Raw genomic sequence first — 22,543 nt, forward strand, 5'->3', positions numbered from 1 at the left:
AATGGAATGGCAAAAATCAGGCTGTAAGTACTCGCACGAGTCTGCCAAAATAATACGGGCACCAAGCTAATAACGAACAGTAGATACTGGACTTTTTGTGCTCGGGTATGGAGTACAAAAATCGATAGTAGAGGCGCAACAAAGCTTAACAGAGCAACCCAACTGCTGGGTTTTACTGTATCCATATTCAGCTTATCCCAAAGAGATACCGCTTCGGTGACATGATTTAACCAATATTCAATAAGCAGGTTCGGATAGTTGTGGAACGGACTGTGAATTACATTCGGAAAACGTAATAAAATCGGTAATGTCAGCACCACAATAGTAAGAAATAATGGCCAGATAGTATCGGTATCGCGGTGGAACCAGCAGCTTAACCCTGCCACAAAAATCAATATAAACAGCGGGTAAGAGGCGATATCAAACTGTGGAGTAAGTACATACTCGACAGGCTCCAGTGTGAACAGCCCAAATAAGCCTATAATGCCGGCCGACATCGCTATGTAAGCAAGGGTACGACGCGAATAGCGTTCCGGGGGATACTCGTTATATAGTAGTGCGGTGAGCAAATAGCCAAAATAAAATGGCAATGACTCTAGCCCTATCAAAAGTGAAAGTGCCAGTATCAACCCGGCGAATAGTGCTTTTAGGTCAGTAACTTTATCTAACCGGTGGAATGGTACCAAAGCAAGAAAACTGGCGAACAACATCAACTGCAAATTGTGATGATCAATACTGCCGGGCATGAACTTACTGTAACCTACAGTAAGAGGCAAAAAAACCAGCGCCGCTAAGGCAACCTTTCGACTGAACATAAGCGCGGTATATTGAGTGATGGCGAATAAGAATAGCGCCCCGTATAGCGCCGGTACTATCGCCACGGACCATAGCGTTGACTGGCTATGAACCATCACCTTATCGAGTAACACAATCATACCGGCGACCGGTAAATCGGCTAAACGAGACCAGTGAATAATTCGCCCGTCCTGTGGGTTAAAATCGGCGAGTGGCTTTTGAAACCACTCGCCGTTTTGCAGGAATAGGGCAATCTGGTGAAGCCTCATAAAGTTATCGTTATCACCAAGATCCCAATCGGCAAGGCGAGGATACTGATTGTAGACGGTAACAATCGTCACTATTAGCCATAGTAACAGGACATATCGTCCCAGATGCTGTGGTGTCTTAGTCTCAGAAATGGCACTCATTATATTCGTTATCAATATGTTAGTGACGTTCTATTCAGTGTAGATGACGATATGAAATTCGGCGCAAAAAATTGGAATCAAAGATGCAGGTTATAAGGAAAGAGGTATAGGCATAGAAAGAAAAACCGGGTAGTGCAGTGCATATCCGGTTTTAGTTAAATTGAATGGTTAATGTTTTGCTGGCTGGCTATTAAAAACTGGCCTCTACCGTCATTCCTTCAATCCAGTAGTTTTTCGCCAGTTTCTTATCCAGAGTCAGGTTAACTTTTAGGTATGCGGGTTGGCCTTCAAACGGGCTGACCAACTGGCTGGGCAGTTTACTGACAATCTCGATCTCCTGGGAGACAGTGGCTTGCAGTGAGTAGCCGTCCGGGAAACGAACCTTGACCTTGTTGCCTACTTTCGCCAGCGCCAAATGCTTAGGATCCAAATAGGCGACAACCTGAGGCACTTCGTTTTTGGCTATGGTAATTAGCTCATCTCCTTCAGCAACACGCTGCCCTTCAGTGACATGGATTTCCACAACTCGTCCGGGATAAGGGCTGGTGGTCACCAGAGCTTGCTGCTGAACACGCCGAGTGACCAGTTCTTTCATTAGCGCACGCCGCTCTTTGGTCACTGGCCCTGCCAATACCCGCTCACCCACCTGGCGCTTGGCTTCACTATAAGCTATCAGCTGATCGTTTAGCTGGCTGTTGACCGTATTGCTGATACTCAGAATCGACGCATAGTCGACCACCGATATCTGATTCTTATTTTTGTACTCTTCAAAGCGCCTTTGAATATCCTGGATTTTCTCCAGATTGGAGCGCGAAGACTGGATTGAATGCTTGTACAGATTGTCGAAGTCGCTGGCGTTGTTTTCGAGCTGGAGCAGTTCATCGACAATAAAGTCGACCTGTGCTTCCAACTCGGCATTGTTTTGCATCACCAAGGTTTGACCGGCTTCCACAACAGTGCCGACTCGGGTTGGTACCGGGCCAATAATTCCGGTGTTGGTAGCGGTAATGGTCACTGGCTGAGAAGTGATGATCGCCGGCGCGATAACCAGGATATTCGTACGCAGAAAATAGTAGGCAAAAAACAGCAGCGGGCTGATAACCAGCGCCAGAATAAGGTACCAGCGTAACCGGTATCCACCACGCTTGGCTTGACCATACAACACTTTTACGCCGCCATCAGACTGCGGATTCTGTTTTTTGCCCAGATGAAAATTGACTTTCATAATTAGAATTTTTTCCCTCGTTTCAACACCCACCAAGGAGCCATACTGGATTCCTCATGACTGCGGCGAATGAGCTCGTTGACCATGGATACGGAGGTCACCTGACGCATAAAGAACTGATAAAAAGGATAAAACGGCAACCATATCGCCATTTTTAGGTCATCACGACGCCGCTCGGAAATCAGGCCGATATAGACGATATACAACAACAACACAAAACCGATATACACGCTGTACAGCAGCATAGTGAGAGCAATAACAAAGCTGAACGGATAGAAAATCAGCAAGTACAGGGTAAACAGGGTAACCAATAACGGCAGCAATACATTTTGCAGGATCCCGTATGCCAGGATAAAAATGAAATTACCCCAGCCGAGCAGTTTTGGCGTTAACCCTTCGTTATGTTTACGCAGGTAGAGAAACATTAGGTCGCCGTCCCAACGCAGTCGCTGCATGATTAGGCCTTTCAGGGTATCGGGGACCTCGGTATGACCAACGGCATGTGGCGTGAAGGCCAGCCGCGAAGCCGGGTATCGACGCTTGTACTGCTTCAGTCGGATGGTAAGGTCCAGATCTTCTGCGGTATGGGTATCCCAGCCGCCTACCTGTTTCAGAATGTTTTTGCGAAAAGCACCAAAAGCACCGGATATGTTGTTCAGTACCCCCCATTTGGCCATACCGGTTTTACCGGCTTGCATCGACAACATATATTCGAGTGTCTGCATTCTGGTCAGCAGGTTGGTTTTGACATTTCTAACCCTCAGCGCTCCGCCAGCGGCAATGACATTCGGGTCGGCGAACTGGGCCATCATGTTGAGGACCATATCGTTATCGAACGAAGTATCCCCATCTACGTTGATAACAAAATCGCCGGTAGCCTGATCCAACCCGGCATTCAGCGTTGATACGCGCCCGCCACGTTGCCATTTAGGCACTACCCGTACGATACGGTTTTTGATCCCCTGATATTTTTTGGCACCATTGACGGCAGCCTGATAGGTGGCGGCGTTTTGCGTTGCACCATCCACTACCGCCAGGATTTCGATTTGCCCAGGATAGATCTGTTCTACCAACGTATCTATAGTGATTTCTATAGCGTCGCCTTCACCGTAACAGGTGATCACAAAGCTGATGGTCGGATAAGAGCTTAACTGCGCCTGATTGTCGTAGTAGCCAAAACGCAAAATACCGGTCAGCACCAGAAAATAAAGCGGTAATTCCACCAGGATCATCATAGGGAACACCAATAGCCAAAGCTCACTGTGTTCACTTAACATGCCATAAAGTAGCTGCAATAAGCTAATGCTACTGGACAGCATAAATTTCCCCGATGTTACGCTCCATCCAGGCTGTTGCGTCTATCGTCAGCCCCTCGTCCGGCATCGGCCAGGAGAAGACGTTTAGACTAAAGTCATCGTCTTCGATCAAGCTGGCTAAATACTCAATCTTGGACTGAAGTACCGGCAAACTGCTGATATCTGTTTTGGGCATAAACACCAGCAGAACGTCATTTTGGTACTGACAGCAGATGTCGGTATCACGAAACAGGCCGTTAAATCGGTCGGTAATCTGCTCGGTTAGTGCAAACATTTTTGCATCACCAAAACGGTTGGCATATTCGACTAGGTTAGTGAAATGGAGCCCCAGCAGCAGATGGGTTTCTTGGTGGCGTATCGCCATTTTGTTTACCCAGGTCAGCAGATTGATAAAGTAGGAAACATCCACGTTACCGCTAAGTGCTAGTTCTGGTGCAGTAGGGCGGTTGCCATGTCGCAAGGTATATTCACCGAGAGCTCCCAGTTTCAACTGGTAGATCTTGCGGACTATCAAGTCGCTGATAGCGGCCTCTGAGCCGCAGTCAAAACAGACTGCCATCGTTTCGGCTTCAACAAAGCTATGGGAACAGTGGTTGCAGCTATGAGTTTCTAAAGGCCGGTCATAGTCCACACCAATATGCCTTAAACGGGTAAGACACTTGGGACATTCCAGCTTATTATTGCGCTTAAATTGCTTCTGGTCCGCGACGTGGCCACAGGTGAAACAGTGCAGCGACACTTTTTCAGTGATGTCGATATCGTGGCAAGAAGGGCAAACTTCAACGTAGTTAAGGTGTCCACTGTTGCATTCGCCGCATACCCGAATTCGGTCAACCAGTTGATCGGCTTCCAATACATCCCTTTTGATCTCAGACATCAGAAAGCGATAACTCGAAGTGAGCTCAGGATAGTAAATATCGATCAAAGGGTAGTGATAGATATTATTAGACTGAACGTTTTTCATCGGTACCAGTCGGCGTCGGTTGTCGAGACCAAGCCAACCAACCATGGGATCTACATTGTTACAGTCATGCACCATAGCCAATGCTTGCTGATGTTCACGCCATTCGTTGAAGCTGGAATTAGCATCAAAAATGCCATCGCTCAGGATAGGAGACAGTTTGCTATCGTGATACACATACACTCGCCACGACCAATAGTGGCGCAATTGATGCAGCAGTGTTAATTGCAGATCTTGACATTCAGCTTCCAGATTAAGCACCAGCAAGCCACCAGGTATTTCCGGCAGTTGCTCGACCGAGTCAATAGATACAAATCCATAATCTGGCGTCAGATCTGTGTCCTGTTCACCTATAAAAAACACGCGCTCGTTGTTAACCACGAGTTACCCTCTAATGATTTAAACTTTTGAAATAAAAAACAATTGCAATTTATTTTGCAAAAATAAATATGCGCTGTATGCGCTAGCCAATCGGTCGCTGTGTTGTGGTTATTAGTTTTTATTTATATAGATTCTCGTGATGTGTTGTTGGTTTTGTATTCACGAAATCAAGGCGGCGGGTATAGTAGCAGTAAAAATTTGGGATGCAAATATACCTATTCAAGGTAGGGGTGTTAGTTGAATTAGATGTTTTTGTAACCATTTTAATACATTATTGTTATCTAATATAACGTTCGGTTATTATAATCAGCGGCCTGAAGAGGGTTTTTTGACTGTGATGCAGCTTCCAGAACCTGGTTGCATAAATGTTAAAAGCCATATTTCTTGTCATAAATATTTACATATTTGAAATGTTAAATTGTGATTTTGATCAATTTGCATTCAGATTGCTGTGGAATTGGCCGAATTTATGTGTCAGCAGGCTTCGAATAGGTAGCGTGTCTCTTGGTGATGGCTCTCTCCTCCGGTGTGTTCTCCCTTTCATCTCTTGTTCACTGATTGTATCTCTTTGATATCGGCCTACTCCTTTCGAGTGGTTAAACGGTTTAATCACAAACTTTTTAGTGACTGTAATTGACGTTGCATAATTCTTTTGAATAATATCGCATTTATTTATTCGGCAGTTATATGGTATATGGCAGGTAAACCGAGACCAACAAGCCCACTATGCCGGATTGAATAGTGTTTTATACAAGCCAGAACCGAATTTTGTAGTGATACCGGCGATTGGTCTTTGACCAGGGTCAGAGTGTTGCCCCAGAGGCTGCGTTTCCCGGACATTGTTTGCTTTCAATCATATTCGGTTTGCATTTGGTGCTAAGGCGAAAATCAGAATAAAAACGGTTACTAATAAAAATAGTGGTATTGAGTATGAAAGCTAAAATCGCCCTTGCATTCATGTTTGCAGGCTTTTTGTCGCACCCGGCAGTTGCCGATGAAGTAAAAATATATACATGGGAAGAGTATTTTTCCGAGGACGTGATCGCTGAGTTCGAAGAACAGACGGGGCATCAGATAAAACAGATCTATTTTGACAGTGAAAAACTGCGAGATGAAGTAGTCACAACAGAGCGGGTCAATGCCTATGATTTGTTCGTGATGGATGGATACAGCTTAAATGCCTACAGTACCATTGGACTCGCCAAAAATCTTACCCGGATAAAACTGGAAAACGGCAAAAATATAGACCCCATTGCCATACAAAATTGTGGTGAGTATGGGATTCCCTATTCTTGGGGGACGATGGGAATTGCATACCGTGAGACTCGTTTCCCTGAGGGTATATCATCATGGTCTGAGATTTTTGAACGGGCTGCTGCCAATAGCGCCAACCTGATCATGCCGCTTGATGATATCGATACTATTGCCGTTGCCCTGCTTGGATTGGGATACGACCCAATGTCAAACGATGAAAATCAGTTAAAGCAGGCTTATCAGGCACTGCTAAACATCAAGCCAAATGTCATCGACTTCAGAACGGCACCGGGCTATGTATTGGAAAAAAGAAAGCAGTCTGAAATTGATCTGGCGGTATTGTACACCGGAGAAACTTATCTGATCTCGGAAGCTACGGGTCAAGATGACTGGCGTTATGTCGTACCAGAAGAAGGAACTCTTATTTGGTACGAGTGTTTTGCAGCGCCTGCAGACAAACCGCTGAGCCAGGCGACGTTGTCTTTTTTAGACTTTATTAATCGCCCGGAGATCGCTGCCCGTAACGCTGAAGAGGTGTGGCTCGCGACTACCAACAAGACGGCATTGAGCTTGGTAAGTAAAGAGTATCTTGATGATGTTGAAATAAACCCTAAACTGTCGAATGACCAAAAAAGTTATTATTATCAGGGGATTGAAAACCCTGCAATGAAAAAAAGAGCCAGAATCGTTTCAATACTAGGCAACTAGGGCGCAATAGATAATGAAATTGTCGCTTAGAATTAACTATATTCTGCTGCCGGTTATTGTGGTGATATTCGCGACTGCGGGTTGGTATGCTTATCTTCATCAGCGAGGGCTGATAATAAGTGCGGTGTCAGAAAAAATGAAATATACCGCGCAGTATCTGATAGCGGACATTCATAAAAATGCTCAGGAACTTCAGCGTCTGACGGAAAATTTCCTCAGCAGCAGTGAGACGATTCACTTCCTTAATAGCCAGCAGTCAATCGCAACCACGTTGGCGTTGGAAACACAGCTGATACGGTATCTGGAAGGATTCCAGCTTTCTTACGGCGAACTGGAAAGCGTGAGTCTGATGGATGAGGGTGACCAGTTTATCTTCCATTTCGATAAGAATGATCCCTTCGCTCAACCCGCGATAGACAGCGACCTGATCAAGCATCAAACAGAAGTTCGCAAACAGCTTAAGAAAACCGGTTCGACCCAGGTTCAGCCAGTGGCGTTCAAATTCCAAAACAATGGTGAAAGCCATGTGACCTTGATGGTGTATAGAACGTTTTCTCCCGAGCACCCGATTTCCAGCGATCTGTTTTCAGACAGTATGCGCTTTTATACCGCGATCATTGACTCCAAACTTAACATCAGCAACCGATATTTAAAGCATCTGCAGGATAGCTTTGATAAGAACATCAGTATGTCTTTGGACCCGGTGGCTGTGGTGAATAATCTGGATGAGATGTTTACCTTCAGCGAAGTCGAGGAGAGTGGCAACGAACTGAGCATTCACTCCAACAGCCGGTTAGTCAAACTGGAGCTGTCGGTTACAGAAGAGTATCTAGCAACGCTAACCAAACCGTACCTGCGCACGATCGCGCTGTTGGTGCTGACCATCAGCCTGTTTACCTTCATGATATTAAAGCTGCTAATACAAAAGCAGATCATTTCACCAATCGTATCGCTGACTAAACTGGTGGAGCATGCCAGCAGAGGGAATGCCGTTAAGCTGGACCGTATCGATGACGTAGATGAAATAGCGCAACTGAATAACAACTACGTATTCTTATTTGAAAAGCTGAACAAAATGGCCAAGTTCGACAACTTAACCGGACTGGCGAATCGCGCCTTGTTCAATGCGTCAATGCAACGCTTGATTGGCTATTCACTCAGACACGAAGCCAGAAGTGCGCTGCTGTATATCGATCTGGATAATTTCAAAAGCGTTAATGACACTTACGGTCACCATGTTGGTGACAAACTATTGCGAGAGTTTTCCCAGGCATTAACACAACTGTTTGAAGAAAACCGGTTTGCCGGATTGGAAAAAAACGAATTTGAGATAGCTCGTCTGGCCGGTGATGAATTTACTGTCCTTATTGCTGATGTCGGTAAAGTAGATGCGGTTGGTCAGGTCGCGCGTAATATAACCAACCTGTGTGCCAACGGATTCAGCTTAGACAACATCATCTGTGACGTGAAAGTGAGCATAGGTATCGCCGTTTATCCTGACGATGCATCATCACCCGATGAGCTATTGAAATGTGCCGATTCGGCTATGTACCAGGTAAAACGGACCGGAAAAAATGGATTCCAGTTCTATTCTAAATCGCTGGATGAAGAGCGTCATCGACATGCGCAGATAGAAAGCGAGATTAAATCGGCACTCAACCAGCAAGAGTTCTACTTAATGTGGATGCCGGTCTACAGCTGTCGTAGCGGAGAAATTGTTGGTGCAGAGGCACTGATCCGTGCGGATACGCCTCTGCTCAGAGACGTTGGCCCGGCCGAGTTTATCCCGGTGGCTGAAAGTATTGGCCTCATCAAAGATATTGACTATTGGGTGATAGAGTCTGCGGTGTGTAAGCTCAAAGACCTGATTGATAACCATAGCTTTGATGGCGTCATTTCGGTCAATTTTTCTGCCTGGGAGTTAAGAAATGAAGAGTTTGCTGACTATGTTGCCGGTCTGATAAAAACACACCAGGTCCCCGCAGAACAACTTGAGCTCGAAATAACCGAAACCTGTCTGGTGACAGAAGTCACCGCCAGTATCAGTTTGTTGCAGAGACTGAAACAGTTGGGCGTCCGGTTGGCGCTGGATGATTTTGGTACCGGATATACGGCGTTTAATCAATTGGTGGACTATCCGGTTGATACCTTAAAAGTCGATCGCCGGTTTGTGAACGTTATCAATGAGGCTTGTGGAACAAGCGATAAGCTATTGGTGGAGATCATCGGCGAACTGGCATCCATATACAATCTGGACGTGGTAGCTGAAGGGATCGAAACCGAGTTGCAACTGGAGTACATTCGCAAAATTGGTTGTGACCGCGCTCAGGGATACTACTTATCAAAGCCCGTTTACTGGCGGCAGTTTGTTGACCTATACAGAAGTAAGTATCAGAACTATGAGAAGTTCTCCTCCTACGAAGGTGAGCAAAGGCTGGAATTCAAATCGTCCAGTGGCAGCGTCAATGTGATCACCTCTTCCCGTATAATTACCTTAGTGTATAAAGGGGCCCCAGCGCTGGAGCATGTCGATTTCTTGATCAAATCATTACCTTCCTGCATTGCACAACTGAATAACAAACAGTGGGGTCTGGTGATTGTAAGTGGCGATAGCTACGATATGTCGCTGGAAGTACAGCAGAGAGTGAAGGTACTGGCGCATCTGTGCCTGAAAAAAGGCTGCCTCGACAGCGCCTATGTGATCAAAAAGCGCGAAACCATCAAGCAGATACAAGCATTGAGAAAGGGCTGTGATCTCGATGAAGATATCAGTAACAAGTTGTTTGATACTCCTCGGCAAGCACGGCAGTACCTACAAAAACGCATTAACCGCAGTCAAACTCAAATGGAAAGCCTGGCGGTGACGCAATCCGACTCGGTCAGTATTGCCTGAGGTCTGCACGTTCCTGTTTGTTGATTAGTGATTTAAGACTAACAGCGTATCAGGCTATGCTTATTTAAAGCAGAGCCAACTGGCAGGACAGACAATGAAAACTCGGATTGAAACAGACTCTATGGGGCAGGTTGCTGTCCCCGCAGATTGTTACTGGGGAGCGCAAACCCAACGCTCGCTGGAAAATTTCAAAATTGGCGCCGATAGGTTCCCACACGAGCTGGTTCGGGCGTTTGGCATTTTGAAAAAAGCGGCCGCGATTACCAATGGTGAACTGGGATTGCTGGAGAAAGACAAACTACAGCACATCGTTCAGGCGGCAGAAGAGGTTATTGACGGTCAGTTAGACGACCAGTTCCCGCTGGTTGTGTGGCAAACCGGGTCGGGAACCCAAACCAATATGAACGCCAACGAGGTGATCGCCAATCGGGCTATCGTCTTGTCTGGCGGGGATATCAGCCAAAAAACCATCCATCCTAATGACGATGTTAACCGGGCACAGTCGTCAAATGATACCTTTCCGACCGCAATGCACATAGCGACCGCTGAGCAGATACATCACTCGCTTATTCCCGCGCTGACCAAACTCCGTGACCTGTTGCGTGACAAATCCAACCAATATAATGATGTGGTTAAGATTGGCCGTACCCATTTAATGGACGCGACCCCTTTAACCGTGGGACAAGAATTTTCGGGCTGGGCGCAGCAGTTAACTTATGCGATAAAACGCATCGAATCGACGTTGGAACGAATTTACCCGCTGGCACTTGGTGGTACAGCGGTCGGGACCGGACTGAATACTCACCCTGACTTTGCAGTGAAAGCGTCGCAACATATTGCCTCTATTACCCGGCTGCCATTTTGCTCGGCAGCGAACAAATTTGAAACCCTGGCCAGTCATGATGCAATGGTTGAAGTCAGCGGGGCGTTGAAAACCATCGCCTGCTCACTGATGAAAATTGCCAATGATGTCCGACTGCTCGGTTCAGGACCCCGGGCAGGTTTAGGGGAGTTGCAGTTACCCGCTAATGAGCCGGGTTCTTCGATCATGCCGGGTAAAGTAAATCCAACCCAGTGCGAGGCCATGACCATGGTTTGTGCTCAGGTGATCGGCAACGATACTGCGGTCGCGGTGGGGGGCTGTTCCGGTCATCTACAGCTCAATGTGTTTAAGCCGATGATAGTTTTTAATGTGCTCAACTCTATAAGGCTGTTAAGCGATAGCTGTAACAGTTTTTCTGATCACTGTATTGAGGGGATTGAAGTCAATCATCAGCGTGTGCAGCAGCATCTTGAACAGTCACTCATGCTGGTTACAGCCTTGAACCCCCATATTGGCTATGACAATGCGGCCAAGATTGCCAAAGCCGCGTTCCAAAACGGAACCACGCTACGTGAAGAAGCGATCAACCTGGGTTTACTGACTGAAGAACAGTTTGATCTGTGGGTCGACCCGACAACCATGACTTCGCCAAAATAAGCCAGGCGCAATCGCAGAGCCACTGAGGTTGCTCACTACAAATTGTTTGTGCCGGTAGGGTTATTGGTGCCGGCACTGCCGCAAATAACTAAGAGCTTTGGAGCAGTTAATCATCGTTGTCAATCAGGCTGGCGAGTAAGTCTGGCAGCAGAGGTGGGTGCGCCTGTTTGGGATACAGAAAATAGTAGCTTTTGCCGGAAGGCACCACCACATCAGATAGCGTTTGCAACCGGCCCATGGTCAGATCCGGCTCCGCCAACATTATGTCGCCGATGGCGATACCAAAACCTTTTTGTGCCGCGTTCATCGCCTGATCCAGAGTAGAAAAGTTCTGATTTCGTTGGCTACTCACACCATTGATCCCCTGGTGATTCAGCCACAGCTTCCAGTCACTCTGCTGGCTGTCCGCATGAAGCCAGGGGTAACGAGACAATGTACTAATATCTGGTGATTTCTTATCTGCCAGCATCTGCTGGCCCATTTCCGGGCTACAGACTGGCGTTAACAGTTCGTCAAACAGGCAGTGGACCAGAGCCGAGGGGTGCTTGGGGCGTTCGCCATACACAATCGCGGCATCGAACAGCTCGAAATTAGGCGTCACCTGGTGCTTGATGGTCGATGTCAGCTCGACTTCGGTTTCCGGATTTTCATCCTGAAAAGCCATCAATTTAGGTAGCAGCCAGGCCGTGGCACAGCTTGGGGCATTTAAACGAATCACATTGGGTTGATGAGAAACCGAAAGTATCGCGATGCGCAGTTGTTGGATGATCTCCTCTGCCTGGGGAAGAAACTGGTTGCCCTGAGGGGTAAGGGATAATCCCCTAGCATGACGGTAAAAAAGTGGCGCGCCAATTATCTGTTCCAAGTTCTGAATCTGACGGCTGATGGCTCCCTGAGTCAAATTAAGCTCTGCGGCAGCTTTCGAGAAGTTCAAATGTTTAGCGGTCGCGATGAAAGCTTGCAAGTTTTTGGTGGATGGTAAGTGGCTGGGCATTGAATTTACCTATGAAATAAAATCATAGCTAGTATGTGAATATTTCGATTCTTATTACAACAAAATTTTGCTTGAATGAATCAATAAAGAAATCCATAGCTGGTTTATTCAGGTGGCTGTCAATTTAACTGTTGGTTTATGTGTATTATAAATTCATTAAAAACAGTCAATTAAGTAGTAAATCAGCACGTTCGTTTTGTTGGGAATAATTATGCCATCACTCGCATCTCAGTTAGCTCCTGAGTCTATAAAAAAATTAATACCTTACCAGTCCGCCAGGCGCATTGGAGGTAACGGTCGTTTGTGGCTGAATGCTAACGAACTCGAAATGGCCATCAGTTTTGACGGTGATGAGGCGGGATACAATCGTTATCCGGATTTTCTACCACACGATATCGCCAAAGCGTACCAGAATTACTGTCAGACAGATGCGGAGGTTATGGCGGTACGTGGTGCTGATGAAGCTATTGATTTGCTGGTAAGAACCTTTTGCCAACCAGGGCAAGACAATATTCTTATCTGTTCACCCACTTATGCTATGTACAACTTCTGTGCCGATGCGTTTGGGGTTGGGACCATAGACGTACCGTTGCTGAAACCGAATTTTGCACTGGATGTTGACAATATCGCGCAGCAGAGCCAAAAGGCAAAACTGGTGTTTCTCTGTTCGCCCAACAATCCTACCGGCAATGCGATTCCACAGCCGCAGATAATCGAGCTACTGGAACGCACACAACAACATGCTCTGGTGGTGGTTGATGAAGCCTATATTGAATTCGATTCTGGTGAGAGCGCCGTATCCTTGTTGGAACGCTATCCAAATCTGGTGGTGATACGCACGTTATCAAAAGCGTTTGGGCTGGCCGCGGTTCGCTGTGGGTTTATTGTTGCCGCGAGCGAGGTGCTGGAATTCGTCGCCAAACTGGTGCCGCCATACCCAATGCCTGACTGCTCTGCCAGGATCGTACTATCGGCGCTGTCCGCTCAGGGCCTGGATACGGTTAAGTCCAGCACTGAAACTATTATCGCCACCCGCGATAAGTTTATAGAAGACATACGCCAGCTTAGCTGGTTGGAACAGGTTTACCCTTCGGCCACCAATTTTGTGTTGGTTAAAACCACTGCCGACGTGGATCTGTTTCAATACCTGATGTCGCACGGAATTGTAACCCGTAATCAGGGGCATGAACCGTCGCTTACTCACTGTGTTCGTATTACTATTGGCAGCCCGGCCACGATGCAGGAAGTGACAGAGCTGCTGTTAAACTACCCAAATAATAAATGTTAGAAGGACTTAACGAATGAAAAAACTACTGCTTAGTCTTGCATGCATCACTGGAATGGTCGCCATGCCGATTATGGCGAAAGAAGTGAAACTGGCGTCTGATTTCACCTATCCACCGTTTAACTACAAAAACAGTGATGGTGTGCCGGTTGGCTTTGATATTGAAATTGCAGATGCACTGTGCGCAGAAGCCAAACTTGATTGTGTCTGGGTTGCTCAAAGCTGGGATGCGCTGATCCCGAGCCTGTTGTCACGTAAATCTGATGTGATTATGGCATCTATGCGTATTACCGAAGAGCGCAAAAACAAAGTTCTGTTTACCAACAAGTACTATCAGACTCCGGCGCGGTTTGTTGCCCTGAAATCGGCACAATTCTCTACCGACAAAAACGGCCTGAAAGACAAAGTCATCGGCGTGCAGCAAGGTACGATTCATGATCGCTATGTGACTGACAAATTTGGTGATGTCGCTGAAATCAAACGTTATACCGGGCAGGATGAAGTGTATATCGATATGGCAAATCAGCGTCTTGATGCCACCTTCGGTAATGCTGACCAGCTGTCGCTGGCTTTCCTGGATACCGAGCAGGGCGAAGGTTTTGAATTCAAAGGCCAGCCGGTCACTGATAAAGCGTATATTGGTGAAGGCACCGCACTGGCGCTGCGCAAGCAAGACAAACAACTGGCGGAAAAATTTAACCGTGCAATTGTAGCCATTCGGGCCAACGGCACCTATGACAAAATCGCTGCTAAGTACTTTAACTTCGACATTTACGGAGACTAAGCCAGGCGACTAACTGGATTTCCTGTGAGATTGCCGCATTAAACTTTATATGCGTTCAGTCTGTTGACCTTGTTCGCCCCCGTTTCGGGGGCTTTTTTATGACTGGTTAAATAGCGATAAAATAGTTTCACGCAGCCACAAATTAGCTTTGTCCTGTTCGGCGCTGCGGTGCCAATACAGGTGCCAGGCAACCGGTGCAACTTCAAATGGCAGATCAAACATCTTCAAGTTTGGGTCTTTGGCCAGAGAACGAGGAACGGTCATCGCCAGGTTGGTTTGAGCTACCAGAGCAGATGCCACCAAATGGTGTTTTGTGCGAACCTGAATATTTCTTTGTTTACCTATGCGGTTGAGAGCCGCTTCTACATGACCGGTGCCCTGACGTCGGCTAGAAATATGGATATGCGATAGCTCCAGATACTGTTCCAGGGTTAACCCGTCGCTTACTTCAGGGTGGTCTGCTCTGACCACACAGACATAGGGCAGTTCTACCATTGGCAGATGCTGCAAATCAGGGTGATCAATCACGGGTATATCTATGGCTAAATCGAGATTTCCTGATGAGAGCTCTGTCACCAACTGATCACGTTTAGCCGGGTAACTTGACACCGATATATTAGGTGCAACCGACTGCATCTTTGCCAGCAATGCGGGCAGCAGAGTCGCTTCGTTGACGTCATGCATACTCAGTTTGAAGTTGTAATCGGCAATCGCTGGGTCGAAGTGATCGCCCATCTGTACGCTGGTGTTAAGTAGCTGTAGCGCTTCCCGGACCATATTGATCATGTTGTCGGCGACAGGAGTGGGCACCATGGCTTTTGGTGTGCGAATAAACAGCGGGTCACCGAGGTTATTACGTAATCGGGTTAAAGCATTGCTGACGGCCGGTTGCGTAATACACAACCTCTCTGCTGCTCTGGTTAGATTTCGTTCGGTATAGATGGCGTCAAACACCAGAAATAGATTTAAATCAACGTTGTTCAATCGCATCTGTTTCCCCTTGCAAACATACTACTCGGCTTAGGTGAACCGCTATAATTCATGTGAATAGCGAAATATAAGCATAATAAAGTGTGTTAATGCAAGAGGGGTTGTTATGATTTTGTGAACAGAGCAGTCGACCATGCCATTTGCTATGGATTTAAATGGTCAGGATTAGAATTAGTCGCTGAGCGACAGGGAGAATCAATCATGAAAGAAGCGGTTATTGTTTCCACGGCTCGTACCGGTATTGCTAAAGCATTTCGCGGTTCACTGAACTACACCAAGTCACCGACAATGTTAGGTCACTGTATTAAACATGCTGTGGAACGGGCGAACATTGACCCTGCGGAAATCGACGATGCTGTGATGGGCTCAGTACTGTGTGCCGGTACTGCTGGGATGAATATTGCTCGCAATGCCGTTATTGCTGCCGGTATGCCAAATACGGTTTCGGCGCAAACGGTTGATCGCCAGTGTGCTTCTGGCTTGATGGCGATTGGCATGGCCGCCAAGCAGATTATTGTCGACAACCAGCAGATCGTTCTGGCCGGTGGGCAGGAGAACATCTCTGCAGTTCAGGTACCTTATACCAAGTGGGTGGGTGAAGAAGTAGACCAGAATGCCATTGCCCATGAACCACACATCTACATGCCGATGCTGCATACCGCAGAACATGTTGCTGAAGTATACGGTGTCAGCCGTGAAGACCAGGATGCTTTTTCGCTGGAATCGCAGCGACGCACAGCCGCCGCTCAGGAAGCTGGGCTGTTTGCGGATGAAATCGTTCCATTTACTACCACCATGGCGGTGCAGGATCGGGAAACCAAAGAAATCTCATACCGAGAAGTGACGTTAGCTCGTGATGAGTGTAACCGTAGTTCAACGACTATGGACAGCCTTCGTGCACTGAATCCGGTACTTGAAGGTGGTGTGATTACCGCAGGTAACGCGAGCCAGTTATCAGACGGCGCCTCAGCGTGCGTGGTAATGGAACGCAAACTGGCAGAGCAGCGTGGCCTGCAACCTTTGGGTATCTACCGCGGCATTGCTGTTGCAGGAACTGCGCCGGAAGAGATGGGTATCGCGCCTATTTATGCCATTCCAAAATTGCTTAAACAGCACGGTTTAACGGTCAACGACATCGGCCTGTGGGAAATAAACGAAGCATTTGCGGTACAAGCTCTGTATATCCGCGATCATCTGGGTATCGATCCGGCTCTGTATAACGTCAACGGCGGCGGCATTTCCATCGGTCACCCTTATGGTATGACAGGCGCTCGTATCGTGGGTCACGCTCTGCTGGAAGGTAAGCGCCGCGGTGTGAAATACGTGGTCGTGGGTATGTGTATCGGCGGTGGCATGGGTGCTGCCGGCCTGTTTGAAGTAGCGTAAGTGACGCAGTTATGGCTGAACTTTATTTAGTCAGACACGGGCAGGCGTCGTTTGGCGCCGCCAACTATGATCAACTCTCCGAGATGGGGGCTGAGCAGTGCCGGCTGCTCGGTGAATATTTCCGTGAGCGGGGTCTTCAGTTTGATCGGGTGGTGTGTGGCAATATGCAACGCCACCACCAATCCGCACAGGCGATATTCCAAGGTTTGGGCCAGGGGTATGACTACCAGATCCATGCCGGTTTTAACGAATTTGATTTTCAGACCTTACTTAAACTGTTCAGCCAGCACGATCCGGAGCAGGGCATTAAAGACTGGCGCGACGCCCGCGAGGTTTACCGCGGCCTAAGGCAGGCGATGCTGGCCTGGTCACAACAGCAGTTCAGTGTCGATGGTGAAATGGAAACCTGGCAGCAGTTTCACCAGCGCGTGGCTGACGGGCTAGAGCTGGCAAGGCAGCCTGCCAAAGGCAAAACCCTGGTGGTCACGTCCGGTGGGCCAATCTGCATCGGGTTATCGCAAATGTTAGATTTTAACGCCCAAACCAGTATCAACCTCAACCTGCAATGCCTCAACTCGGCATTTAGCCACTGTTTTTATAATAAAGATTCCAGCCATTTGAGCGGTTTCAACGCGATTCCACATCTGGATACGCCAGCGCACCGACATATGGTCAGCTACAGCTAAAAGTTTTAGGAGCACAGTATGGATTTTGAATTCTCACCCAAAGTACAAGAGCTGCGTGAACGCCTGATGGCATTCATGGATGAACACATCTACCCTAATGAACAATTATGGGATCAGCAGGTTGCAGAAGGCGATCTTTGGGAGCCGCCTGCATTACTGGCTGAGCTGAAGGAAAAAGCTAAAGCGGCTGGCTTATGGAATCTGTTTTTGCCAAAGGCATACGGTGAATACAGCCCGGGTTTAACCAATTTAGAGTATGCCCCGCTGGCTGAAATCATGGGCCGGGTTTACTGGGCATCTGAAGTGTTTAACTGCAGTGCGCCAGATACCGGCAACATGGAAGTGCTGGCCCGCTACGGTAACGAAGCACAACGTAATGAGTGGCTAACACCGCTGATGAACGGTGAAATACGCTCTGCATTTGCGATGACCGAGCCGGAAGTGGCTTCTTCGGACGCAACCAATGTGCAAACGTCTATCGTACGTGACGGTGATGAATACGTGATCAATGGTCGCAAATGGTTCTCCTCTGGCGCGTGCAACAATCATTGTAAAATCTATATCGTGATGGGTAAGACTGACCCAGACAACGACAACAAATATATTCAGCAGTCTATGATTCTTGTCCCGGCCGGCACGCCAGGCGTTACCGTGGTGCGTCCATTGAAAGTGTTCGGCTATGACGATGCTCCAGAAGGTCACGCTGAAATTCTGTTCGAAAATGTCCGTGTTCCTGTCAGCAATATGCTGCTTGGCGAAGGGCGTGGATTTGAAATCGCGCAGGGACGTCTTGGCCCTGGGCGAATCCACCACTGTATGCGTACCATCGGCCTGGCGCAGCGTGCATTGGAACTGATGTGTACACGTGCCGAAACCCGGATTGCCTTTGGTCGCCCGCTGAGCAAGCAGCAGTCAGTACGTGAGATGATTGGTTTGTCGGCCTGTGAGATTGAACAGGCACGGCTGCTGACACTTAAAGCTGCAGCCAAGATGGACAAAGGCGGCAATAAAGAAGCGAAAGATCTGATTGCGATGATCAAAGTCGTCGCGCCAAACATGGGCTGCAATGTGATTGACCGGGCGATACAATTACACGGTGGGGCGGGCGTCAGTCAGGATTTCTTCCTGGCACGTGCTTACACATTGGCTCGTTCAATTCGACTTGCTGATGGTCCAGACCAGGTACACTTAATGCAGCTTGGCCGCAACCTGGCTCGTAATCTGCACGCCGCAAGCAAAGCAGGAGAATCCAAATGAGTCGCGCAGTAGAAAGTCTTGAACTGGACAAACTGGTTCCGTACCTGGAAGCCAATGTGGCAGGGTTTTATGGTTTGCAAAGTGTCGAAAAATTCTCTGGTGGCCAGTCTAATCCAACGTTCAAAATCAATGCCGATTCTGGCACTTACGTACTGCGCCGCCAGCCTCCAGGTAAGTTACTGAAATCAGCACACGCGGTGGACCGCGAGTACCGTGTACTGAAAGCCCTGGAAAATACCGATGTGCCGGTGGCCAAGGTGTACCACTTATGCGAAGACCGCGATGTAATTGGTTCAATGTTTTATGTGATGGAGTTTTTGGAAGGGCGCATCTATTGGGATGCGGCACTACCGGAAGTGAGCAAGCCAGAACGCACCGCCATCTTTGATGAAATGAACCGCGTACTGGCGGCACTGCACTCTGTCGATATAGAACGCGCAGGATTGTCTGACTACGGCAAACCGGGCAACTATTTTCAACGTCAGTTCGAACGCTGGAGTGCTCAGTACCGCGCCTCCGAACTTGAACGCATCGAACCGATGGAACAGCTAATCGAATGGCTGAGCAACAATTTGCCAGAAGACGATGGCCGGGTCGCTTTGGTTCATGGTGACTACCGCCTGGACAACCTTATGCTGCATCCAAGTGAACCGAAAGCCGTAGCGCTGCTGGATTGGGAGCTATCGACCTTAGGACACCCTTTTGCTGACCTGGGCTACCTGTGCATGTTGATGAGATTGCCAAAAATTGGTTCAGTTGTAGGTTTGAAAGGTAAAAATCTTGATGAACTGGGTGTCCCATCCGAAACGCAATACGTGGCTACCTACTGTGAACGTATGGGTATCGACAGCATTCCCAATTTCAGCTTCTATGTTGCTTTTGCCTTTTTCAGGCTGGCCGCCATTATTCAGGGCGTGGCCAAACGAGCGCAGAACGGCAACGCCTCTAATACCAATGCGGCATCTCTCGGTCAACATGTTGGCCCTCTGGCAGAGCTGGCTCTTGTGGCCATTTCTGAGCAGCAATAACGACATCCTACTGACAACACTCACGACTACCAGCTAAGCGGCCCAACCGGCCGTCTTGCCTGAGATCAAGGAGGACTTTGTGACTCAACTGACCGATTATCAAATAGAACGTGGCATCGCGGTAATTAGCATGAACCTGGCTCCAGTCAACAGCCTGGGACTGGCTTTGCGTCAGGCTCTTATGGCGGATATAGCGCGAGCTGAGCATGACCCAGAAGTGGAAGCGATAATCCTTACTTCAGCACAGAAAGTGTTTTGTGGCGGCGCAGACATCAGCGAATTTGAAGCCGGCACGTTTGCCGAGCAGCCCGATCTCCCGCTGGTATGCAATACCCTGGAGTTGACCAATAAAATAGTCGTTGCGGCCATTAACGGGCTGGCTTTAGGCGGTGGCTGTGAATTAACTCTGGCGTGTGATTACCGTTTTGCCTGGCCTCAGGCAAAACTGGGTTTACCTGAAGTTCACCTGGGCATTCTGCCAGGTGCTGGCGGTACCCAACGTTTACCTCGTCTGGCGGGGGTGAAAACCGCCTTGGATATGATTACCAGCGGTCGACCGGTTGACGCTGCTACATTAGCGCAGAATGGAGTGGTCGATTACCTGCATCCGCAAAAGCAAACCGACCTGACGCCAGTAATTGAGTACACCAGACAATTACTGGCCTCCGGCGCCGGCAAACGACCAAGCGCCGAGATACAGGTAGAAAAAGACAACCTGCCTAGCGATTTCTTTGCCCACTACCGTGCTGCAATTGCGCCAAAAACACGTGGTTATTACGCTCCAGAGCGTTGTATTGATGCGGTGGAAGCTGCATGTACTCTGCCTTTGGAACAAGGTCTGGCACGTGAAAATGAATTGTTTATGCAGTGCCTTAATACGCCGCAAGCCCGTGCCCAGCAACACTTGTTTTTTGCCGAACGTAAAGTCGCAAAAATTGACGATATCGACGCCAAATCAACGCCACTTCGCAGCATTAAATCGGTTGCTGTAATTGGCTCTGGTACTATGGGCGGCGGTATTGCGATGAACTTTTTGAATGTGGGTATCCCGACAACGCTGCTCGATCTGAGTCAAGAAGCGTTAGAAAAGGGCATTGGTATCATCAACAAAAATTATCAACACACGGTCAACAAGGGGCGCCTTTCTGAGCAGCAGATGCAGCAGCGTATGGCACTTCTGCACAGCACCACCGATTACGCTGACTTAGTGGATGTTGATTTGGTAATAGAAGCGGTATTTGAAAATATCAACATCAAAAAGAAAGTGTTCGCGAGCCTGGACCAGCACTGTAAACCCGGTGCAATTCTGGCGACCAATACTTCAACTCTCGACGTCGATGAAGTGGCAGCCAGCACCTCCAGGCCACAGGATGTGATTGGATTGCACTTCTTCAGCCCGGCGAATGTAATGAAACTGCTGGAAATCGTACGCGGCACCAAAACTGCAGACGATGTGTTGCTCAGTGCCGTCAAACTGGCTCAGGGAATCAAAAAAGTGCCCGTCGTATCTGGAGTCTGCTGGGGCTTTATCGGCAACCGGGCCACTGAACCTTACTTGCGTGAGTCCATGGCCCTATTACTTGAAGGAGCCACACCAGCACAAATCGACCGTGTTCATACTGAGTTTGGAATGCCAATGGGCTTACCATCGGTGATTGACCTGGCCGGTGTGGATATCGTCATTCAGACCAGGGAAGAGCGCAAAGCGCAGACCATAGACAGAGATCCGAGTTATTGTGCCGTGCCACGAAAACTGTTCGAATTAGGTCGATTGGGGCAAAAGTCTGGTCGTGGTCTATTTATCTATGAAGGCAGAGCTAAGTTTGATGATCCTGAAGTAACGGAACTGGCAACGAAATTGGCTAAGCAGTTTGGCATTCAGCAACGGGAGATTTCTGACCAGGAGATCCTGGAGCGGACTATCTATCCGATGATTAATGAGTGTGCTTTGATTCTGCAGGAAGGAATAGCGCAGCGCTCTAGTGATATAGACGTGGTACTTGCGTATGGTTTTGGTTTCCCAGCCTATCGTGGCGGACCTCTGCAATATGCGGACGAAATTGGTCTGGATACGGTTTTAGCCGGGCTAGAAAAATACCGCCATCAACTGGTCAATGGTGAAACCTGGTATCAGCCTGCGCCCCTGTTGCAAAAGCTAGTGGAGCAGGGTACGAAATTTCGCGATTACGTACGTAATTCATAAAGTATGTAAATAACAAGCGAGTATTGTCATTAAATCAATGCCGTTCACCTGATGTGAACGGCATTGTTCTTTTCGCTAAGCCGATACGCAGCAGTCTGGCAGACATAAAAAAGCCCCCGCGATAGCAGGGGCTTTTGAATGTGTTATGGGATTAACTACACTGGATAAATTTAGGCGTTGTGATGGCGTTGTGTGCCGCTTCTGACAAGTCTGAACATACAGGTTTGTCGCCTACTTCAACTTCGGTGAAGTTAAATTTAATTTGCTGACCTTCATACAGGTCTGAGTATACAAAGTCACCGTTTTGCAGGTTGTACTGGGTGGTGAAGAAGGTAGGGAATACACCCGCATCTTCGCCGATCTTCGGACCATCAACAGTTGGCGTCTGGATTGATTGAGGAATTGCTACCGCACTGTGGAACGCCATCAGTTGTGCCGCCATCGTTTGCTGGTAGGTCATGCCTTCAAAAGTTTGGTTCTCAGCGTGATGCAGACCACGAACGTAAC

16 protein-coding genes and 1 pseudogene are annotated in these 22,543 nt (G+C 48.0%); 10 read left to right on the forward strand and 7 right to left on the reverse strand.

Going from position 1 to position 22,543, the window contains the following annotated elements:
- From ACQY6F_RS13700 to ACQY6F_RS13715, 4 genes are all read right to left on the reverse strand, one after another.
- A partial coding sequence (locus tag ACQY6F_RS13700; protein ID WP_428775141.1) for a hypothetical protein occupies window positions 1-1,205 on the reverse strand: 1,205 nt, incomplete at its 3' end.
- A gap of 190 nt (window positions 1,206-1,395) precedes the next feature.
- Window positions 1,396-2,430 (reverse strand): HlyD family secretion protein, encoded by a 1,035-nt coding sequence (locus ACQY6F_RS13705; protein ID WP_428775142.1) that lies wholly within the window; start codon window positions 2,428-2,430, stop codon window positions 1,396-1,398.
- Between the two features lie 2 nt (window positions 2,431-2,432).
- On the reverse strand, window positions 2,433-3,749 hold the full coding sequence (locus ACQY6F_RS13710) for a glycosyltransferase family 2 protein (RefSeq protein ID WP_428775143.1): 1,317 nt from the start codon (window positions 3,747-3,749) through the stop codon (window positions 2,433-2,435).
- The gene (locus ACQY6F_RS13715) at window positions 3,736-5,088 is read right to left on the reverse strand and encodes a diguanylate cyclase (RefSeq protein WP_428775145.1); all 1,353 of its coding nucleotides are present in this window, start codon (window positions 5,086-5,088) and stop codon (window positions 3,736-3,738) included. The genes ACQY6F_RS13710 and ACQY6F_RS13715 overlap by 14 nt, the downstream gene beginning before the upstream one ends.
- 930 nt (window positions 5,089-6,018) lie before the next feature.
- On the opposite strand from ACQY6F_RS13715, the gene ACQY6F_RS13720 reads away from it, so the two are divergent.
- From ACQY6F_RS13720 to fumC, 3 genes are all read left to right on the forward strand, one after another.
- On the forward strand, window positions 6,019-7,050 hold the full coding sequence (locus ACQY6F_RS13720) for a polyamine ABC transporter substrate-binding protein (RefSeq protein WP_428775146.1): 1,032 nt from the start codon (window positions 6,019-6,021) through the stop codon (window positions 7,048-7,050).
- Between the two features lie 13 nt (window positions 7,051-7,063).
- Window positions 7,064-9,943: a putative bifunctional diguanylate cyclase/phosphodiesterase gene (locus ACQY6F_RS13725; protein WP_428775147.1), complete on the forward strand. Its 2,880-nt coding sequence runs from the start codon at window positions 7,064-7,066 to the stop codon at window positions 9,941-9,943.
- Window positions 9,944-10,037: 94 nt separating this feature from the next.
- A complete protein-coding gene (gene fumC / locus ACQY6F_RS13730) occupies window positions 10,038-11,423 on the forward strand; it encodes a class II fumarate hydratase (protein ID WP_428775148.1) in 1,386 nt (461 codons plus the stop codon).
- A gap of 106 nt (window positions 11,424-11,529) precedes the next feature.
- Here fumC and ACQY6F_RS13735 read toward each other — a convergent pair whose 3' ends face one another.
- A complete protein-coding gene (locus ACQY6F_RS13735; protein ID WP_428775149.1) occupies window positions 11,530-12,417 on the reverse strand; it encodes a LysR substrate-binding domain-containing protein in 888 nt (295 codons plus the stop codon).
- Window positions 12,418-12,628: 211 nt separating this feature from the next.
- Between ACQY6F_RS13735 and hisC the strand changes: the two genes are divergently transcribed.
- Both hisC and ACQY6F_RS13745 read left to right on the forward strand, forming a co-directional pair.
- A complete protein-coding gene (gene hisC / locus ACQY6F_RS13740; protein ID WP_428775150.1) occupies window positions 12,629-13,705 on the forward strand; it encodes a histidinol-phosphate transaminase in 1,077 nt (358 codons plus the stop codon).
- Window positions 13,706-13,718: 13 nt separating this feature from the next.
- Complete coding sequence (locus ACQY6F_RS13745) at window positions 13,719-14,486, forward strand: ABC transporter substrate-binding protein (RefSeq protein ID WP_428775151.1); 768 nt, start codon at window positions 13,719-13,721, stop codon at window positions 14,484-14,486.
- Between the two features lie 96 nt (window positions 14,487-14,582).
- Here the strand turns inward: ACQY6F_RS13745 and ACQY6F_RS13750 are convergent, their stop codons facing one another.
- Entirely contained in the window at window positions 14,583-15,476 is an 894-nt protein-coding gene (locus ACQY6F_RS13750) for a LysR family transcriptional regulator (RefSeq protein WP_428775153.1), read from the reverse strand.
- A gap of 201 nt (window positions 15,477-15,677) precedes the next feature.
- Here ACQY6F_RS13750 and ACQY6F_RS13755 point away from each other — a divergent pair, with 201 nt between their 5' ends.
- The 5 genes from ACQY6F_RS13755 to ACQY6F_RS13775 all read left to right on the forward strand — a co-directional run bounded on the left by ACQY6F_RS13755 (window position 15,678) and on the right by ACQY6F_RS13775 (window position 22,036).
- Window positions 15,678-16,862 (forward strand): acetyl-CoA C-acyltransferase, encoded by a 1,185-nt coding sequence (locus ACQY6F_RS13755; protein WP_428775154.1) that lies wholly within the window; start codon window positions 15,678-15,680, stop codon window positions 16,860-16,862.
- Between the two features lie 11 nt (window positions 16,863-16,873).
- Entirely contained in the window at window positions 16,874-17,548 is a 675-nt protein-coding gene (locus ACQY6F_RS13760; RefSeq protein WP_428775155.1) for a histidine phosphatase family protein, read from the forward strand.
- 18 nt (window positions 17,549-17,566) lie between these two features.
- The gene (locus tag ACQY6F_RS13765; protein WP_428775157.1) at window positions 17,567-18,805 is read left to right on the forward strand and encodes an acyl-CoA dehydrogenase family protein; all 1,239 of its coding nucleotides are present in this window, start codon (window positions 17,567-17,569) and stop codon (window positions 18,803-18,805) included.
- Window positions 18,802-19,833 (forward strand): phosphotransferase, encoded by a 1,032-nt coding sequence (locus ACQY6F_RS13770; RefSeq protein ID WP_428775158.1) that lies wholly within the window; start codon window positions 18,802-18,804, stop codon window positions 19,831-19,833. The genes ACQY6F_RS13765 and ACQY6F_RS13770 overlap by 4 nt, the downstream gene beginning before the upstream one ends.
- A 79-nt stretch (window positions 19,834-19,912) precedes the next feature.
- Window positions 19,913-22,036, forward strand: coding sequence for a 3-hydroxyacyl-CoA dehydrogenase NAD-binding domain-containing protein (locus ACQY6F_RS13775; protein ID WP_428775159.1), 2,124 nt, complete (start codon window positions 19,913-19,915; stop codon window positions 22,034-22,036).
- A gap of 151 nt (window positions 22,037-22,187) precedes the next feature.
- On the opposite strand, the pseudogene ACQY6F_RS13780 reads toward ACQY6F_RS13775, so the two are convergent.
- Window positions 22,188-22,543, reverse strand: a pseudogene (locus tag ACQY6F_RS13780) (linear amide C-N hydrolase); the annotation flags it as partial.

The sequence above is a fragment of the Vibrio sp. genome (genome assembly GCF_050299255.1).
In the GTDB taxonomy this organism is placed as follows: Bacteria; Pseudomonadota; Gammaproteobacteria; order Enterobacterales; family Vibrionaceae; genus Vibrio.

Bases quoted from the DNA above. Each gene is read 5' to 3' on its own strand.
- ACQY6F_RS13765 (WP_428775157.1), top strand. From the start codon at position 17,567: ATGGATTTTGAATTCTCACCCAAAGTACAAGAGCTGCGTGAACGCCTG.
- ACQY6F_RS13770 (WP_428775158.1), top strand. From the start codon at position 18,802: ATGAGTCGCGCAGTAGAAAGTCTTGAACTGGACAAACTGGTTCCGTAC.
- ACQY6F_RS13725 (WP_428775147.1), top strand. From the start codon at position 7,064: ATGAAATTGTCGCTTAGAATTAACTATATTCTGCTGCCGGTTATTGTG.
- hisC (WP_428775150.1), top strand. From the start codon at position 12,629: ATGCCATCACTCGCATCTCAGTTAGCTCCTGAGTCTATAAAAAAATTA.
- fumC (WP_428775148.1), top strand. From the start codon at position 10,038: ATGAAAACTCGGATTGAAACAGACTCTATGGGGCAGGTTGCTGTCCCC.
- ACQY6F_RS13750 (WP_428775153.1), bottom strand. From the start codon at position 15,476: ATGCGATTGAACAACGTTGATTTAAATCTATTTCTGGTGTTTGACGCC.
- ACQY6F_RS13760 (WP_428775155.1), top strand. From the start codon at position 16,874: ATGGCTGAACTTTATTTAGTCAGACACGGGCAGGCGTCGTTTGGCGCC.
- ACQY6F_RS13710 (WP_428775143.1), bottom strand. From the start codon at position 3,749: ATGCTGTCCAGTAGCATTAGCTTATTGCAGCTACTTTATGGCATGTTA.
- ACQY6F_RS13720 (WP_428775146.1), top strand. From the start codon at position 6,019: ATGAAAGCTAAAATCGCCCTTGCATTCATGTTTGCAGGCTTTTTGTCG.
- ACQY6F_RS13755 (WP_428775154.1), top strand. From the start codon at position 15,678: ATGAAAGAAGCGGTTATTGTTTCCACGGCTCGTACCGGTATTGCTAAA.
- ACQY6F_RS13745 (WP_428775151.1), top strand. From the start codon at position 13,719: ATGAAAAAACTACTGCTTAGTCTTGCATGCATCACTGGAATGGTCGCC.
- ACQY6F_RS13705 (WP_428775142.1), bottom strand. From the start codon at position 2,430: ATGAAAGTCAATTTTCATCTGGGCAAAAAACAGAATCCGCAGTCTGAT.
- ACQY6F_RS13735 (WP_428775149.1), bottom strand. From the start codon at position 12,417: ATGCCCAGCCACTTACCATCCACCAAAAACTTGCAAGCTTTCATCGCG.